At 73.8% G+C, this 16,317-nt stretch carries 14 protein-coding genes and 1 riboswitch; of the genes, 8 read left to right on the forward strand and 6 right to left on the reverse strand.

The window, feature by feature from the left end; all coding sequences use genetic code 11:
• Positions 1–37 precede the first annotated feature (37 nt).
• Entirely contained in the window at positions 38–304 is a 267-nt protein-coding gene (locus ACZ6O2_RS26855) for a BldC family transcriptional regulator (protein ID WP_089002465.1), read from the reverse strand.
• 269 nt (positions 305–573) lie between these two features.
• On the opposite strand from ACZ6O2_RS26855, the gene ACZ6O2_RS26860 reads away from it, so the two are divergent.
• The 3 genes from ACZ6O2_RS26860 (at position 574) to cds1 (ending at position 3,058) form a co-directional block, all read left to right on the forward strand.
• Complete coding sequence (locus ACZ6O2_RS26860; protein WP_350701944.1) at positions 574–1,032, forward strand: Lrp/AsnC family transcriptional regulator; 459 nt, start codon at positions 574–576, stop codon at positions 1,030–1,032.
• A gap of 84 nt (positions 1,033–1,116) precedes the next feature.
• Complete coding sequence (locus ACZ6O2_RS26865; RefSeq protein ID WP_350701942.1) at positions 1,117–1,944, forward strand: SDR family NAD(P)-dependent oxidoreductase; 828 nt, start codon at positions 1,117–1,119, stop codon at positions 1,942–1,944.
• 22 nt (positions 1,945–1,966) lie between these two features.
• On the forward strand, positions 1,967–3,058 hold the full coding sequence (cds1, locus tag ACZ6O2_RS26870) for an L-cysteine desulfhydrase Cds1 (protein ID WP_466024780.1): 1,092 nt from the start codon (positions 1,967–1,969) through the stop codon (positions 3,056–3,058).
• A 48-nt stretch (positions 3,059–3,106) separates the two neighbouring features.
• Here cds1 and ACZ6O2_RS26875 read toward each other — a convergent pair whose 3' ends face one another.
• The 4 genes from ACZ6O2_RS26875 to ACZ6O2_RS26890 form a co-directional block, all read right to left on the reverse strand.
• The gene (locus ACZ6O2_RS26875; protein WP_466024788.1) at positions 3,107–3,727 is read right to left on the reverse strand and encodes a putative glycolipid-binding domain-containing protein; all 621 of its coding nucleotides are present in this window, start codon (positions 3,725–3,727) and stop codon (positions 3,107–3,109) included.
• A gap of 108 nt (positions 3,728–3,835) precedes the next feature.
• Positions 3,836–5,848, reverse strand: coding sequence for a DEAD/DEAH box helicase (locus ACZ6O2_RS26880; RefSeq protein WP_466024781.1), 2,013 nt, complete (start codon positions 5,846–5,848; stop codon positions 3,836–3,838).
• Positions 5,849–5,966: 118 nt separating this feature from the next.
• Positions 5,967–7,457 carry a hypothetical protein gene (locus tag ACZ6O2_RS26885; protein ID WP_466024782.1) on the reverse strand — a complete coding sequence of 497 codons (1,491 nt, stop codon included), beginning with the start codon at positions 7,455–7,457 and terminating at the stop codon, positions 5,967–5,969.
• 166 nt (positions 7,458–7,623) lie between these two features.
• Positions 7,624–9,180: a C40 family peptidase gene (locus ACZ6O2_RS26890; RefSeq protein ID WP_466024783.1), complete on the reverse strand. Its 1,557-nt coding sequence runs from the start codon at positions 9,178–9,180 to the stop codon at positions 7,624–7,626.
• A gap of 243 nt (positions 9,181–9,423) precedes the next feature.
• On the opposite strand from ACZ6O2_RS26890, the gene mqnE reads away from it, so the two are divergent.
• From mqnE to ACZ6O2_RS26905, 3 genes are read left to right on the forward strand one after another with little or no spacing between them, the layout of a single operon-like run.
• A complete protein-coding gene (gene mqnE, locus ACZ6O2_RS26895; RefSeq protein WP_350701932.1) occupies positions 9,424–10,593 on the forward strand; it encodes an aminofutalosine synthase MqnE in 1,170 nt (389 codons plus the stop codon).
• Positions 10,594–10,616: 23 nt separating this feature from the next.
• Positions 10,617–11,039, forward strand: coding sequence for a hypothetical protein (locus tag ACZ6O2_RS26900; protein WP_350701930.1), 423 nt, complete (start codon positions 10,617–10,619; stop codon positions 11,037–11,039).
• A 46-nt stretch (positions 11,040–11,085) separates the two neighbouring features.
• The gene (locus tag ACZ6O2_RS26905) at positions 11,086–11,361 is read left to right on the forward strand and encodes a DUF4229 domain-containing protein (protein WP_350701929.1); all 276 of its coding nucleotides are present in this window, start codon (positions 11,086–11,088) and stop codon (positions 11,359–11,361) included.
• Between the two features lie 69 nt (positions 11,362–11,430).
• Here ACZ6O2_RS26905 and ACZ6O2_RS26910 read toward each other — a convergent pair whose 3' ends face one another.
• On the reverse strand, positions 11,431–12,786 hold the full coding sequence (locus tag ACZ6O2_RS26910; protein ID WP_466024784.1) for a C39 family peptidase: 1,356 nt from the start codon (positions 12,784–12,786) through the stop codon (positions 11,431–11,433).
• Between the two features lie 212 nt (positions 12,787–12,998).
• Here ACZ6O2_RS26910 and ACZ6O2_RS26915 point away from each other — a divergent pair, with 212 nt between their 5' ends.
• Together ACZ6O2_RS26915 and ACZ6O2_RS26920 are read left to right on the forward strand one after the other, a co-directional pair.
• Positions 12,999–14,879 (forward strand): M14 family metallopeptidase, encoded by a 1,881-nt coding sequence (locus ACZ6O2_RS26915; RefSeq protein ID WP_466024785.1) that lies wholly within the window; start codon positions 12,999–13,001, stop codon positions 14,877–14,879.
• 165 nt (positions 14,880–15,044) lie between these two features.
• A riboswitch (cobalamin riboswitch) is annotated at positions 15,045–15,127 on the forward strand.
• Positions 15,128–15,238: 111 nt separating this feature from the next.
• Positions 15,239–16,174: an ABC transporter substrate-binding protein gene (locus tag ACZ6O2_RS26920; protein WP_350701924.1), complete on the forward strand. Its 936-nt coding sequence runs from the start codon at positions 15,239–15,241 to the stop codon at positions 16,172–16,174.
• Positions 16,175–16,317 lie beyond the last annotated feature (143 nt).

Raw genomic sequence — 16,317 nt, forward strand, 5'->3', positions numbered from 1 at the left:
GGAGTCGGTGTCCGGTCCGCGCGGCGATCCGCACCGGTCAGTACATTCCCGCGTTGGCCGGGCCTGGGCCGGTCGAGGCGGCCGGGCCCGCGTTGCGCGGCTTGCCGACGTCCTCCGCCTCGTCCAACATGCCCTCACCCTCAAGCAGGGCCCGCACCTCGGATTCCCGAAACCGGCGGTGCCCGCCTGGAGTCCGGATGCTGCCTATCCGGCCCGCCGCCGCCCATCGCGTCACAGTCTTCGGGTCAACCCGAAACAGTGCGGCAACTTCACCCGGTGTCAGCAGGCGATCTCCAGTGTCCACAGCCCCCTCCTCGCGTCGACGAAGCCCCCGGCTGAACACACTGCCCCCGGCCGGTGCGAGCCCAGAGCCGTCATGAGGGACGTATGGCAATTACAGCACCAGCGACCTGGCCTGTCCGCCAAACGCGAAAAACGCACTGAGTGGGAAGTTAGGAAATATTACCTGCGGACCACTCCCTTGACTGTGAGTTTGCGAACGACTACACCCTGTCATGTTCAACGCGCTCCGAGCGCCCGACGTTACGCCCGGACCGCTAGGGTCTACAGTCCGTGGACGCCATCGACCTGAGCCTCGTGGAACTGCTGCGCGGCAACGCCCGCCTGTCCTACGCCGAGCTGGCCCGGCAGGTGGGCCTCTCCGCGCCGGCCGTGCACGAACGGGTCGGCAAGCTGGAGACCGGCGGCGTGATCCGGGCGTACCGGGCGGAGGTGGAGCCCGAGTCGATCGGCCTCGCCGTCACCGCGCTCATCGGGATCATCCAGGACTCGGGCGCCGACACCGACGACGTGCTCGAGGCGTTCCGGCAGATGCCCGAGATCGAGTCCTGCTACTTCATGGCCGGCGTCGAGTCGTTCCTGCTCAAGGCCAGGGTCGGCACCATCGCGGAGCTGGAGCGGCTGATCGTGCGACTGAACCGTACCCCCGGCGTCGCCTCCACCCGGACCGGCATCGCCCTCTCCACCAAGTGGGAGAACCGCCCGCAGCCCCCGGTGACGCCCACCACCTGACGGCCGCGGCACGGGGCACGCCCGGCCCGCCGGGGCGTCCCGCCGGCCCTGGCGTCCCGCCGGCGGCGGCGATAGCGTGCGCCGATGACGAAGCCCGTCCCCGGGGCGGCCGTGGTCACCGGTGCCGCCGGCGGCCTCGGCCGGGCCATCGCCGCCGCCCTGCACGCCGACGGCTGGCCGGTGCTCCTCACCGACCTCGACGCCGGGGCGGTGGCCGACGCCGCCGCGCCGCTCGGCGGCTGGTCCCGCCCGCTGGACGTCCGCGACGAGGCCGCCTGCGCCGCCGTCGCCGCCGAGGCGGCCGGCCGGGGCGGGCTCGGCCTCTGGGTGAACAACGCCGGCATCCTCGTCACCGGCCCCTCCTGGGAGCACGACGCGGCGACCCGCCGCCGGGTGGTCGAGGTGAACACCCTCGGTGCGATGAACGGCACCCTCGCCGCGCTGGCCGTCATGCGGGCGCAGGGGCACGGGCACGTGGTCAACGTCGTCTCGCTGGCCGGGCTGGTGGCCGCCCCCGGCGAGACCGTCTACGCGGCCAGCAAGCACGCCCTGGTGGCCTTCAGCATCGGCACCCTCGCCGACCTGCGGCTGGCCGGGCACCGGGGCGTACACGTGTCGTGCCTCTGCCCGGACGGGATCTGGACGCCGATGCTGCACGACAGGCTCGACGACCCGGGCGCCGCGGTCTCCTTCACCGGGACGCTGCTGAACCCCGAGCGGGTGGCCCGCCGGGCGGCGCGCCTGGCCCGCCGGCCCCGCCCGGTGGTCAGCGTGCCGCGCTGGCGCGGCGCGCAGGTCCGGCTGCTCGACGCGCTGCCCGGCCCGGCCGTGCGGCTCGCCCCGCTGATCCTCGCGGCCGGCCGGGCGGGTCAGCGCCGCCAGCGTCGCCGGGCCGGAGCCGAGCCACGCTGAGCGGGCTTGCTAGGTTTCGGACGTGACTCATCTCGACCGGTGCGACGAGGCCAGCCGGCGCTGGGTGACCGATGCGATCGCCACCGTCGAGGCGGACGCCAACCGGTCCGCCGACACCCACCTGCTGCCGTTCCCGCTGCCCCGGGCGTGGGGGATCGACCTCTACCTGAAGGACGAGTCGGTGCACCCCACCGGCTCCCTCAAGCACCGGCTGGCCCGCTCGCTCTTCCTCTACGGGCTGTGCAACGGCTGGATCGGCCCGGGCACCACGATCGTCGAGGCGTCCTCCGGCTCGACGGCGGTCTCGGAGGCGTACTTCGCACGGATGCTGGGGCTGCCGTTCATCGCGGTGATGCCGGCCTCCACCTCGCCGGAGAAGATCGCCCAGATCGAGTTCCAGGGCGGCCGCTGCCATCTCGTCGACGACCCGGCCAAGGTGGTCGTCGAGGCCCGTTGGCTGGCGGAGGACTCCGGCGGGCGCTTCATGGACCAGTTCACCTTCGCCGAGCGGGCCACCGACTGGCGGGGCAACAACAACATCGCCGAGTCGATCTACGCGCAGCTCGCCCTAGAGCGGCACCCCGTGCCGACGTGGATCGTGGTGGGCGCCGGCACCGGCGGCACCAGCGCCACCATCGGCCGGTACGCCCGCTACCGGCGGCTGCCCACCAAGCTCTGCGTGGTCGACCCGGAGAACTCCGCGTTCTATCCCGCCTGGCAGGCGGCCGACTGGTCGGTCCGCACCGGGCGCGGCTCGCGGATCGAGGGGATCGGCCGGCCGACCGTGGAGGCGTCGTTCCTGCCCTCGGTGGTGGACCGGATGGTCCAGGTGCCCGACGCCGCCTCGCTGGCCGCCATGCGGGCCGGCTCGGCCGTGCTCGGCCGCCGGGTGGGCGGTTCGACCGGCACGAACCTGTGGGGCGCCTTCGGGCTGATCGCGGGGATGCTCGCCGAGGGCCGCACCGGCTCGGTGGTCACCCTGATCTGCGACGCCGGCGACCGCTACGCCGACACCTACTACGCCGACGACTGGGTGGCCGCCCAGGGGCTCGACCTGGGCCCGCACCTGGCGACGATCGAGCGCTTCCTCGCCGACGGCGCCTGGCCGGCCTGACCCGCGACGACACGTCCGGCTGGACGGCTCCGGCACCGGGCCGGGCGGTCAGCGCGGGTCGACACGCTCGGCCAACCCCGGGTAGCGCACCACGTAGCCGTCGGCGTCGAGGTCGATCTCGGCGGTGAACGTGTCACTGGTGAAGCGGACCCGGCCGGGGCCGAGCGGCGTGTAGACCTGCTCGGCGGGCACCACCATCAGGCTGGGCACCAGCACCCAGGCGACGGCGACCCGGTGCGGCGTGTCGGCCGGCGCGCGGGGCAACCCGAGACGGTGCACCGGCAGGGCGTTGAACAGCGGCGAACCGCCGAGGTCGACGTCCAGCGCCTCGGCCAGCCGGTCCGGGTCGTCCGTGCCGGGCAGCCCGGCGGGCGGATGGCCGGCGGCCCGCAGCGCCGCGTCCAGGTCGCCCTGCTCGCCGGTGGTCACCCGCCACCGGCCGCCGGCCCGTTCCAGGCGTACGCTCCGCAGCCACCCGGTGCCCTCGACCTCGACCTCGGCCCGGGCGGTCACCCACTCCGGGTCGGTGGTGAGCTGATAGCGGCAGGTGTAGGGGACCGGGTCGACGGCCGTGAGCGTGCCCCGAGCGGTCAACCCCTGGCCGTCGTCGAACAGCGCGTGCTCCGTGCCGGCGGTGTCCGTCCGGGTCCAGAAGAGCGACTTCGGCATGGTCGGCATGAGCCGGACGTTACGCGACGCGACCGACACCGGCAGCGGATGCGGAAACGCCGCCGTGGAGCGTGGGCTCCGCGACGGCGTTCCGGTCGGTGCTCGTGATCAGTGGGTACGCGCCGGCGGCCGCCCGCCGAAGCCCCGCCGCTCGTCGCGCGGCCGGTCGTCGCGACCCCGGCCCTCGGGCCGGAAGCCGCCCCGGTCGCCGAAGCGTCGCTCGCCGCGCTCGCCGTAGCCGCGTCCCTCGGTCGGCCGGTCGCCGTAGCGGCGCTCGCCCTGCGGCCGGTCGCCGTAGCCCCGGCTGTCGGCCGGCCGGTCGCCGTAGCCGCGTCCCTCGGTGGGCCGGTCGCCGTAGCGGCGCTCGCCCTGGGTGCGGTCGCCGTAGCTGCGGCGGTCGCCGAAGCCCCGGCTGTCGGTCGGCCGGTCGCCGTAGCGGCGCTCGCCCTGGGGCCGGTCGCCGTAGCGGCGCTCGCCGCGCCCGTCCCGGTCGCCGTAGCCGCGCTCGCCGTGCGGCCGGTCGCCGTAGCGCCGCTCGCCCCGGTCCGCGAAGCCCCGCTCGCCGTAGCCGCGTCCCTCGGTGGGCCGGTCGCCGTAGCGGCGCTCGCCCTGGGTGCGGTCGCCGTAGCCGCGGCGGTCGCCCTGGGGCCGGTCGCCGTAGCGGCGCTCGCCGCGGGCGTCGCGGTCGCCGAAGCGGCGCGGGCCGCCCGGCCGGTCGCCGTGCCGGCGCGGCTCCTCGGGCTCGTTGCGGACCGGGACGCCGCTCGGCTCGCGGGCGCCGGTCAGCTCGGCGAGCGCCGGGTCGCCGGCGCGCACCCGGGTCTCGGCCGGCGCCACGCCGGCCTTCTCCAGCATGGCGAGGGTCGTCCGGCGCTGCTTCGGCAGCACCAGCGTGGCGACCGCGCCCGACTCCCCGGCCCGAGCGGTACGCCCCGCGCGGTGCAGGTAGTCCTTCGGGTCCTTCGGCGGGTCGACGTGCAGCACCAGCGAGACGCCGTCCACGTGGATGCCCCGGGCCGCCACGTCCGTGGCGACCAGGACGTTCATCCGACCCTCACGGAACTCGGCCAGCGTGCGGGTACGCATCCGCTGCGTCTTGCCGCCGTGCAGGCCACCCGCGCGTACGCCCACGGCGGCGAGCTGCTCGACCAGCCGGTCCACGCCGAGCTGGGTGCGGGCGAAGACCATGGTCCGCCCGTCCCGGGCCGCGATGGACGCCGCCACCGGGAACTTGTCGTGCGGCGGGATCAGCAGCATGTGGTGGTCCATGGTGGACACCGATGCGGTGGACGGGGCGGTCGAGTGGGTCACCGGGTCGGTCATGAACCGCTTGACCAGCGCGTCGACGTCACCGTCCAGAGTGGCCGAGAAGAGCAGCCGCTGGGTGCCCGCCGGCGTCTTCGCCAGCAGCTCGGTGACCTCGGGCAGGAAGCCCATGTCGGCCATCTGGTCGGCCTCGTCGAGGACCGTGATCTCCACGTCGTCCAGGTGGCACACGCCCCGGGCGATCAGGTCGCCCAGCCGGCCCGGGGTGGCCACGACGATCTCCACGCCGCGCCGCAGGGCGTCGATCTGCCGGTCGTACGGCACGCCGCCGACGGCGGTCTTCAGGAACACGCCGACGGCCTTGCCGAGCGGCAGCAGCGCGTCGTTGACCTGCATGGCGAGCTCGCGGGTCGGCACCAGGACCAGGGCCCGCGGGTGCAGCGGCCGGGCCCGCTCGCCGTCGGCCACCCGGGCCAGCAGCGGCAGGCCGAAGGCCAGGGTCTTGCCGGAGCCGGTCTGGCCCCGACCGAGGACGTCCCGGCCGGCGAGCGCGTCCGGCATGGTGGCGCGCTGGATCTCGAACGGGGCGGTGATGCCCTGCCGGGCGAGCGCGCGGACCAGCGGCTGGGGCAGCCCCAGCGCGGCGAAGTCGGTGGCCTCGGCCGTCACCGGTGCGGCGGAGTCCTGCGGGGTGGCGTCCTGTTCGACGACGGACTGCGCGTCGGCGGTGTCGAGGGCGGGCGGAAACGTGCCGGGTTCAGCAAACGCGGTCAAGAAATGCCTTTCGAGCGGGGCGCATCTTCGCGTTGGCCTGCCGCAGCTGAACGCCGCCGAATCGCCCGCAAGATCGCCCATGGGCGCGCACGACGCGCGCCGGGTCAGTGATCTCCACCAGTGTACGGCGGAGCGGCGAGCCCGCCACCGCACCACGGATCGGTAGTGGGCGGGCTCACCATGGCCGTCGCCGGACGGCTCACTTGGTCAGGATGCCGCCCACCAGCCCGCCCACGGTGTCGGTGGCCAGCAGGACGACCAGCACGCTGATCGCCACGAGCAGACCCAGCGAGGCGGCCAGGACGATCATGACCCTGGCCGTGCTGGACCGCTCCTCGGTGGGGGTCTCCGTCCAGCCCTGGGCCAGGATGTGCCCGGTCAACGAGCCGGAGTTCTCCAGCGGGTTGGTCGGGAAGGAGACGGTGGCGAAGCCCGGACCTTCCGAGCCGGCGCCGTAGATCGTGCCCAGGTCGGTCCCGCCGTCGAAGCGCCCGGCGGTGGCGGCGTCGGGCCGCCCGCCCGGTGCCGCCGGGCCCCCGCCACGACCCGCGCCGGCGGGGCGATCGCCCAGCCGGCGCGCCTCCCCGGGGGGCGTGGCCGGCTCGGTGCCGCCCGGCCGACGGTCACCGGGGCTGGTCGGCGGCGGCCAGGTCGCCATCGCGGGAGCGGGTACGGGCACCGCGGAGACCGGCGGCGCGGACGTCGGCGGGGCGGAGACCTGCGGCGCGGCGAACGGCGGCGCGGACGCCGGCGGGGTGGAGAGCAGCGGCGGGGAGACCGACGGCGGGGAGACCGACGGCGTGGTGAACGACGGCGTGGTGAACGACGGCGTAGGGGCCGGCGGGGCGGAGACAGTCGGAACGGGGGACGCCGGCGGGCTCGCGGGCGCTGCCGGCGGGGCCGGGACGGGCGCGGTGGCCGTGGCGGGCGGCGGCGGGAACGGCGGCGCCGGCATCGGGCCGGGCGGTGGCGGCGGGGCTGGCACCGGCGGCCCGGGCGGCGGCGTCGGCGGACCCGGCACGGGCGGCACCGGGCCCGGTGGAGTGGGCCCCGGCCGGGGCGGCGCCGGGACGGGGATCGGCGGGGTCGGGACCGGCGGGGTCGGGGCCGGGACCGGCGGGTTCGGGGACGGCGGGTTCGGGCCGGGCACCGGCGGCACGGGGGCCGGCGCCGGCTCGGGCTCCGGCACCGGCGGCTTGGGCGGCTGCGCCGGTTCCGGCGGCTGGGCGGGCTCCGGCGGCTCCGGGTTGACCGGCGCCGCCCGGTAGACCCTCGCCTCGCCCGTGCCCGACCGGATCGCCGAGGCCTCGTCGGCGGAGACCCGGCGCATCCCGGGCACGGCGGCGCTGGCCCGGGCCGCCGCGGCCCGCTGCTCGGGGACCGGCGCGCCGGCCGGAGCGGCCGCACCGGTGGCCCGGTAGGTGGTGCCGGCGGTCGGGCGGGCCGACGGTGCCGCGTCGCCCTCACCGGGTGCGGCCGCGGTGGCCACGCTCACCCGGCCCCGGGCGGGCTGTCGGCGTACGTCGTCGGCGGGCGGCTCCGACGTGCCCGCGGAGCCGGTGCCCGACGCCGGGCTGCCGTCGGCCGAGGTCGCGATGGACCCGCCGGTGGGCGCCGGGGCCCCGCCGCGGCTCCGGTCGGGCGTGGATCCGTGGTCGACCGGCTCCGCCGGAACCTCTTGCTCGGCCATGCTCGCCCTCCGCGCCGCGCTCGCGCCCGGATCCGCGACGTCGGACCGGGCGTGCCTGACTGTCACCGTGCCATATTCCGGCCCGGCGGCACAGCCGGAGTGCGTTCCGGGCCCGTGGTCCGTGGCGACCGGCATCGGCGCGCCGGGCGGAGCCGGCGCGTCCCGGTCAGCTACCCGTGCTGGCCGAGGCGGTGGCAGACGTGCTGCGCTCCGGGTCGGTGCTGCTCGCCGCCGTGGTCGGCGCCACGCTGTCGGACGTGGCGCTCGGCTCCGACGAGGCCGAGCGGCTCGCCGCCGGCGACGACCCGGTCGGGGACGGCGACGGCGAGGTCGACGCGCTGGGCGACGTCGTGGGCGACGGCGAACCGGTGGGGGTCGCCGAGGGCGAGGTCGACGGGGACGGCGACGGGGAGGTGGGCTTCGGGGTCGGCTTGGGGCTCTCCGTCGGCTTCGGCGAGGGCGGCTTGCTCTGCGTCGGCGACGGCGACGGGGTGCTCGTCGGCGCGGGCACCGCCCCGATCACCCGGGTGGCGGCGTAGAGCCGGGACCAGCGCACCGTGGAGATCTTGACGACGTCGCCGGTGGTCGGCGCGTGGATCATCTTGCCGCCGCCGACGTACATGCCCATGTGATGGATCGTCGTCCAGCTCGTGCCGGAGGCGAAGAAGAGCAGGTCACCGGGGAGCAGCGCGCTGCGGGACACGGTGCGGGACCGGGTGGCGTAGTACTGGTCCCGGGAGACCCGGGGCAGCCCGTAGTAGCCCGCCGACCGGTAGGCGGCGTAGATCAGGCCGGAGCAGTCGAACCGGTCCGGCCCCTCGGCGGCCCACAGGTAGGGGTCGCCGAGCTGCGCCTTGGCGTACGCCAGGGCCTTCAGGGCCGTGGGGTGGGCGGCCAGGCCGTTGGCCGTCTCGTTGCCGACGTAGCCGGCGCCGAGCTGCTGGTCGAGGGCCTCCTGCTGGCGCTCGAGCTCGATGAGCTGCGCGGCGTTGTCCCGGCGCAGCTTGGCCAGCTTCGCCTCGGCGTCGCGCAGGGCCTTCTCGCCGGCGGCGTATTCCGTCTGGGCGCCCTTGAGCCGGGACTCGGCCGAGATCAGTGCCTGGCCGGCCACCTGCTCGCCGGTGCGGGCCCGGGACAGCTCGCCCTCGGCGGCGGTGGTGCCGCCCTCGGCCTTCTCGCCGCGGATGATCCGGGAGAGCCGGCTCAGCTCGTGCAGGTCGTTGGCGAACTCGCCGGGCGGGAGGGCGGCGGCGGCCTTGAACGCGCCCGCGGCGGCGGCGTCGGCGCCCTCCTGGGCGCGGGCCAGCGCGTCCCGGGCGAGCGCGAGGTCGCGTTCGGCGGTGGCCCGCTGGCCCTCGGCCTCGGTGCGCTTCTGCAGCAGCACGAGCAGTTGGTCGCGGAGCTGCCCGACCTGGGCCTCGGCGGCGTAGATCTGGGTGGCGAGCGGGCCGTCGATCAGGTTGCCGGCCGGTGCGCCCGGCACCCCGCCGCCCGGCGTCCCGGTGACGGGCGCGCCGCCGGGGAGCTGGAGCTGACCGGTGACGGCCGGCCGGAGGCCGGTGTCGGGGACGCTGGTGGGCAGCGCCGGGTCGGCCTGGACCGGGTTGGCGAGGACCGTGGCGGCGACGGCTCCGAGCAGGGCGGACCAGAGCGCCGGACGCAGCACCGGCGAGATCACCGGGCTCCGTCGTCGCTGCCGTCGCCCGCGCCCGCTGTCGACCATTCCGCTCCCCGTCCGGCGTGCTGTCGCCGCGCCAGGGTGGACGCGGCCGTGAGGACGCTACCAGTGTGTGGCGAACGTCCCATCCTGTCTTACCTCACCCACGCAGCCATGTCGATGCGTCGAGAGGTAACGGGAGGCTGAGAGTTCGGTGAATCGGCCCACGGGGGCCGACCGTGCTGCGGCGGCGCCGGCACGTGGACGTAGGCTCGATTCCTACCGCAGGTGGAAGGGACGTGGCTTTCGATGGACGCCGGACTCAAGCGTGAGCTCGAAGCGAAGGTGTACGCCGGCGAGCGGCTGACCCGCGAGGACGGCATCGCCCTCTACGACAGCGACGACCTGACGTGGCTGGGGCGGCTGGCCCACCACAGGCGTACGGAGCTCAACGGCGACCGGGTGATGTTCAACGTCAACCGGCACCTCAACCTGACCAACGTCTGCTCCGCCTCGTGCGCGTACTGCTCGTTCCAGCGCAAGCCGGGCGAGAAGGACGCCTACACGATGCGCATCGACGAGGCGGTCCGCAAGGCCAAGGAGATGGAGGACGAGCAGCTCACCGAGCTGCACATCGTCAACGGCCTGCACCCGACGCTGCCGTGGCGCTACTACCCGAAGGTGCTGAGCGAGCTGAAGGCGGCGCTGCCGAACGTCAAGCTCAAGGCGTTCACCGCGACCGAGGTGCAGTGGTTCGAGAAGATCAGCGGCCTGAGCGCCGACGAGATCCTCGACGAGCTGATGGCCGCCGGCCTGGAGTCGCTGACCGGCGGCGGAGCGGAGATCTTCGACTGGGAGGTCCGCCAGCACATCGTCGACCACGCCTGCCACTGGGAGGACTGGTCGCGGATCCACCGCCTGGCGCACAGCAAGGGCATGAAGACGCCGTCGACCATGCTCTACGGGCACATCGAGGAGCCCCGGCACCGGGTCGACCACGTGCTGCGGCTGCGCGAGTTGCAGGACGAGACCGGCGGTTTCATGGTCTTCATCCCGCTGCGCTACCAGCACGACTTCGTCGACTCGGCGGACGGCAAGATCCGTAACCGGATCCAGGAGCGTACGACGATGGCCTCGCCGGCCGAGTCGCTGAAGACCTTCGCGGTCTCCCGGCTGCTCTTCGACAACGTCCCGCACGTGAAGTGCTTCTGGGTGATGCACGGCCTGTCGGTGGCCCAGCTCTCGCTCAATTTCGGCGTGGACGACCTGGACGGCTCGGTCGTCGAATACAAGATCACCCACGACGCCGACTCGTACGGCACCCCGAACACGATGCACCGGGACGACCTGCTGCACCTGATCTGGGACGCCGGCTTCCGCCCCGTCGAGCGGAACACCCGCTACGAGGTGGTCCGCGAGTACGATGCCGCCCCGTCCCTGGCCGAGCGCCGCGCCGAGCCGCAGCAGGTCTGGGCCTGAGCCGGCACGTAGTCTCGTAGGCCATGACCGAGCAGCAGAGCGGGTTCCCCCGGCGCGACGCCGAGGGGCGCATCCTCACCCTGGGCGACCTGCTCGGGGTGAGCCTGGCCGGGCTGGTCATCGGCGTGCTGGCGGTGGTGCTGTTCGACTGGGCGTTCACGCTGATCGGCAGCGGCGACTTCGGCCGGGCCAACGGCTGGCTGGCGGTCATCCTGCCGGCCTGGCTGTTCTGGGACGACTTCCGGGCCTGGGAGTTCGGGGCGGCCCGGGTGGTGGCGGCGCTCGTGGCGGGTGCCGTGGGGCTGGTCGCCGGGCTGGTGGTGGCCGGCCTGGCCGCCGGGCTCGCCCCGCTGGTCTCCGGCGGGCTGGGCGCGGCGGCGTTCACCCTCGGGTACGCGGTGGTCTGGTTCCACGGCGTCCACTGGCTGGCCCGCCGGACGGGCTGAACCTTCCGCCGGGGCCACCCCGGCGGCGGAGAACGGAGTGCGGAACGTGAGCGCGGCGGTCAAGTACACGCTGGGCCGGATCGGGCTGTTCGTCGCCGTGCTGGCGGCCCTCTGGCTGGTCGACATGAACCTCTTCGTCAAGCTGATGCTGGCGCTGGCCTTCTCGGCCGCCGCCTCGTTCTTCCTGCTCAAGGGCTGGCGGGACGAGATGGCGGTGGAGATGGCCGACGCCGCCGAGCGGCGCCGCACCGAGAAGGAGCGCCTCCGCTCCGCCCTCGCCGGCGACGACCAGGACCCGGACGCCCCCGCCGCCGAGAAGTGACGAGGGGCTCGCGCCCCGGGGCGGACCCGGGTGACGCGAACCCCTCGACCGTGCCGTCGGACCGTCAGGTCACCAGTTGGTGGAGCCGGCGACCGTCGGCCACGGCATCCGCTCGGGCTTGATCAGGTAGACGACGCCGCCGGAGCCGCCGGAGACCCCGCCGCTGGCGTTGATCCGCTTGGTCCGCAGCCAGATCTGCTCGAACTGCTCGCGCGGGTAGACGTTGCGCACCGCCTCGTTGCTGGACGAGGCGGGGTCGTTCACGATCACGTCGCCCTCGGCGGTGAAGCCGACGATCACGAACAGGTGCCCCGAGGTGCCGTAGCCCGCGCCGTCCAGCTCACTGGCCAGGAAGGACTGGCTGGTCACCACCGGGATGCCGGCGGCGATGAAGCGCTCCACCTCGTCCAGCGAGTGCAGCCGGGTGACCCGCGCCTCCAGGCCGGGGAAGCTGGCCGCGTACGCGGTGTTGAACGGCCAGTTGCCGGCGCCGTCGTACTGGTAGTCGTAGACCATCCGGGCGGCGTGGTTGACCGTCGGGTCCGGGTAGGTCGGGTCGACCCAGGAGGTGTCCTCCTCGGACGCCTTCCGGCCCCAGTACTCGATCACCATCGTGGTGGAGGTGGGGGAGCACCAGGCCTGGCCGCCGCCGTCGTACTCGGGGTAGTGGCCGGTGTGGATGTTCTGCGAGTAGCGGGGGACGGCGAGTTCCCGGCCCCAGGCGATGCCGCCGGCGCTCGGCTCGACGGTGAACCGGTCGGGCACGTTCGAGCTCATCGCGCCCAGCGTGTGCACCACCGGCGCGGCCTGCTGCCCCGGCGCCCGGTAGAGGGTCAGCCGCAGCTGGTACGCCCGCAGCAGCACCCCGACGGAGGCGTCGTCGATGCTGAAGGTGTCGGTCCAGATGGTCGACCAGGGGTCGCCCTGCCGGTTGACGCTGGTCCGCTTGATGTCGGCGTCGCCGGAGGCCCACCGCCCCATCACGTACCACTTGGTCTGGACGCCGGTGTTGTAGGTGCCCTGCATCTCCACCTGGATCCAGGTGCCGGCCGGGGTTTCCGCGTTCCACGAGGCGATCAGCTCGGTGGCGTCGAACCCGACCTGGGTGACCGGGGAGGTCCAGGTCGCGTACTCCCAGCTCTTGGTGATGCCGGTGTGCGGGTCGGTGTAGTCGGTGGTGCCGAGCGGCGTGGCCAGCGTGACGCCCGGCCGGAGGCCGGGGACGGCCCGCGTGCCGGCGTGGCTGCCCCGACGCCAGTCGGGGTAGCGGGACCAGTCCTGGAAGGTGATCTGCTCGTCGTGGACCACCGGTCGGGTGGTCGCCGAGGCGGCGACGGGCGCGGCGACGGCGGGTGCCGCGGTGCCGAGAAGGGTGAGCGCGGTGGCGGCCGCGAGGGTGGCCGCGCGCAGGCGTGGTCTGGACATGGGTCCTCCGCAGAGACGGGCGGATCGTTGCCGGTCAGTGTCCCGCTCGGAAGGAACTTTCGCCAGAGGTCGACGGTTGGAAAATCCTTGCCGGTGTGAGGATCTGGATGGCATGCAACAAGGCAGCGATGAATGTTGATATGACCATGTGAGCGATGGTGGAGTGTCCTCCACCGAGCGGGATCTTCTCCCGCCCCCCGAGGAGGTTGTCCATGGCCTTCCGCAAGCCCGTCCTCCGCCGCCTGGCGCTCGCTGTCGCCGCCGGGTTCGGCCTGCTCACCGTCGCCGCCGCGCCGGCCACCGCCCGGCCCGAACCCGACCGCGCCGCCGACTCCCCGGCGGCGTCGTCCTACCGGGTGCTCGGTCCGCGTACGGTGGCCGACCGCACCGCGGTCGCCGGCACCGGCGCCGCCATCGACTACGTCGAGCACGGCGTGCTGAACGTCTCGGCCACCCCCGCCGAGGCGGCGGCGATCACCCGGCTCGGCTTCCGGCTGGAGGCGGTACCGGCCCCGTCGGCCGACGGCCACAGCCACGCCGAGGGGGACGTCGGCACGACCGCCTTCCCGCCCGCCGACTCCAACTACCACGACTACGCGGAACTGACCGCCGTGGTCAACCAGGTGGTCGCGGACCATCCCTCGATCGCCCGGAAGATCAGCATCGGTTCCTCGTACGAGGGTCGTGACCTGATGGCGGTGAAGATCTCCGACAACGTCGCCACCGACGAGGCCGAGCCGGAGATCCTGTTCAACTCGCAGCAGCACGCCCGCGAGCACCTGACCGTCGAGATGGCGATCTACCTGCTCAACCTCTTCACCGACAGCTACGGCTCCGACTCCCGGATCACCAACATCGTGAACGGCCGGGAGATCTGGATCGTGCCGACGGTCAACCCGGACGGCAGCGAGTACGACATCGCCACCGGCTCCTACCGCTCCTGGCGCAAGAACCGGCAGCCGAACAGCGGCTCGTCGTACGTCGGCACCGACCTGAACCGCAACTGGTCCTACCAGTGGGGCTGCTGCGGCGGCTCGTCCGGCTCGACCTCGTCGGAGACCTACCGGGGCCCGTCGGCGTTCTCCGCCCCGGAGACCGCGGCGCTGCGGAACTTCGTCAACAGCCGGGTGGTCGGCGGCACGCAGCAGATCAAGGCCAACATCGACTTCCACACGTACTCGGAGCTGGTGCTCTGGCCGTTCGGCTACACGTACAACAACACCGCTCCCGGCATGAGCGCCGACCAGTACAGCACCTTCGCCACCCTCGGTCAGCAGATGGCGAACACCAACGGCTACACCCCGCAGCAGTCCAGCGACCTCTACATCACCGACGGCGACAGCATCGACTGGATGTGGGGGCAGCACGGCATCTGGGCGTACACCTTCGAGATGTACCCGGGCTCGTCCCTCGGCGGCGGCTTCTACCCGCCCGACGAGGTGATCCCCGCCCAGACCTCGCGCAACCGGGAGGCGGTGCTGCTGCTCAGCGAGTACGCCGACTGCCCGTACCGGGTCATCGGCAAGGAGGCGCAGTACTGCGGCGGTGGCGGCGGCACCACGGTCTGGTCGGACACCTTCGAGACGGCCACCGGGTGGACCACCAACCCGAACGGCACCGACACCGCGACCGCCGGGGCGTGGGAGCGGGGCGCCGCCCAGGCGACCACCTCCAGCGGCGCCAAGCAGCTCACCCCGTACGGCGGGAGCAACGACCTGGTCACCGGCCGGCTGGCCGGCACCGGGGCGGGCGACTACGACATCGACGGCGGCGTGACCAGCGCCCGGTCGCCGGCCGTGACCCTACCGTCGGAGGGCACGCTGACGCTCTCGCTGGCCTGGTACCTGGCGCACGGGTCGAACGCCTCGTCGGCCGACTACTTCCGGGTCAGCGTGGTGCACAACGGCGGCACCACGGTCCTGTTCACGCAGTCCGGCGCGGCCACCAACCGCAACGGCGCCTGGGCGGTGGCGAACGCCAACCTCACCCCGTACGCCGGCCAGTCCGTGCGGATCCTGGTCGAGGCGGCGGACGCCTCGGGCGCGAGCCTGGTCGAGGCGGCTGTGGACAACGTCACCATCACGAGTTCCTGAGCCCGGTGGGGCCCCGTACCGCCCCCGGCGGGGCCCACCACCACCCAGCCGGCGTCGATCCAGGGCATATCGCTGCTGTTGTAGATCAACAAGCGCCGATGCGACCTGGATCGACGAGGCACGTCCGGGGCGTGCGCTACGGTTCTACCGACCACTAGCAGCGAAGCCGGTGCGAAACCGGCGCTGTCCCGCAACTGTGATGCCCCACCACTCCCGGCCGAGGCCGGGCGCGGCGGGGACGAGCCAGGTCGCCTGCGTCAGTGGTCGCGACTCGCGCTCTCGAGGAAGGGCGCCTCGCGGACGGGCGCACTGGGTCCCTGTCGGCGAAGCACCACGCTCCTCGACCGACAGGAGGACAGATGCTCAGACGTACCCCCCGGTTCTTCGCCGCGACCCTCGCGGTGGCCGCGCTGGCCCTCGGGGCCTGCGCCGAGAAGACCACCGACACGCCCGCCGCCGGCGGCAGTTCCGCGGCGGCCGCCTACCCGGTCACCGTCGGCAAGCTCACCCTCGACAAGCGGCCCGAGAAGATCGTGTCGCTGTCGCCGTCGGCCACCGAGATGCTCTTCGCCATCGGCGCCGGCAAGCAGGTCACCGCCGTCGACGACAACTCGAACTACCCGCCGGACGCGCCGAAGACCGACCTCTCCGGCTTCTCCCCGAACGCCGAGGCGATCGCCGGCAAGAGCCCCGACCTGGTGGTGCTCTCGGACGACCGCAACAAGATCGTCGAGCAGCTCACGACGCTGAAGATCCCGGTCTACCTCACCCCGGCCGCGACCACGCTGGACGACTCGTACCGGCAGATCACCGAGCTGGGCGCGCTCACCGGCCACGCGACCGAGGCGGCCGACGTGACCAAGCGGATGAAGGACGACATCGCCAAGCTGGTCGCCGGCCTGCCGCAGCGCGCCGAGAAGCTGACCTACTACCACGAGCTCGGCCCGGAGCTGTACACCGCCACCAGCAAGACCTTCATCGGCTCGCTCTACGCCATGGCCGGCCTGGAGAACATCGCCGACCCGGCCGACGCCGACGGCAAGAACGGCGGCTACCCGCAGCTGTCGCAGGAGGTCATCGTCAAGGCGGACCCGGACTTCGTCTTCCTCGCCGACACCAAGTGCTGCCAGCAGAGCGCGGAGACGGTCAAGGCGCGCGCCGGCTGGGCGGGCATCACCGCGGTCAAGAACAACCAGGTCGTCGCGCTCGACGACGACATCGCGTCGCGCTGGGGTCCCCGCGTGGTGGACCTGCTCCGGGCCATCATCGACGCGGCCGCCAAGGTGCCCGCGTGAGCCGCGCCCGTCGATGACCAAGGCTCCCGACACGGCTCGACCCACCCGGCGGGGGGGGGGGGGGGGGGGGGGGGGGGGGGGGGGGGGGGGGGGGGGGGGGGGGGGAGGCAACGGCACGAGTCGTTCCCCGCGGCCATGGTGGG

The organism is Micromonospora sp. NPDC048040 (assembly GCF_055587185.1).

Excerpts from the sequence above, each read along its gene's own strand:
- ACZ6O2_RS26865 (WP_350701942.1), top strand. The coding sequence starts at position 1,117 with ATGACGAAGCCCGTCCCCGGGGCGGCCGTGGTCACCGGTGCCGCCGGC.
- ACZ6O2_RS26875 (WP_466024788.1), bottom strand. The coding sequence starts at position 3,727 with ATGCCGAAGTCGCTCTTCTGGACCCGGACGGACACCGCCGGCACGGAG.
- ACZ6O2_RS26880 (WP_466024781.1), bottom strand. The coding sequence starts at position 5,848 with ATGGGCGATCTTGCGGGCGATTCGGCGGCGTTCAGCTGCGGCAGGCCA.
- ACZ6O2_RS26885 (WP_466024782.1), bottom strand. The coding sequence starts at position 7,457 with ATGGCCGAGCAAGAGGTTCCGGCGGAGCCGGTCGACCACGGATCCACG.
- ACZ6O2_RS26890 (WP_466024783.1), bottom strand. The coding sequence starts at position 9,180 with ATGGTCGACAGCGGGCGCGGGCGACGGCAGCGACGACGGAGCCCGGTG.
- mqnE (WP_350701932.1), top strand. The coding sequence starts at position 9,424 with ATGGACGCCGGACTCAAGCGTGAGCTCGAAGCGAAGGTGTACGCCGGC.
- ACZ6O2_RS26900 (WP_350701930.1), top strand. The coding sequence starts at position 10,617 with ATGACCGAGCAGCAGAGCGGGTTCCCCCGGCGCGACGCCGAGGGGCGC.
- ACZ6O2_RS26910 (WP_466024784.1), bottom strand. The coding sequence starts at position 12,786 with ATGTCCAGACCACGCCTGCGCGCGGCCACCCTCGCGGCCGCCACCGCG.
- ACZ6O2_RS26915 (WP_466024785.1), top strand. The coding sequence starts at position 12,999 with ATGGCCTTCCGCAAGCCCGTCCTCCGCCGCCTGGCGCTCGCTGTCGCC.
- ACZ6O2_RS26920 (WP_350701924.1), top strand. The coding sequence starts at position 15,239 with ATGCTCAGACGTACCCCCCGGTTCTTCGCCGCGACCCTCGCGGTGGCC.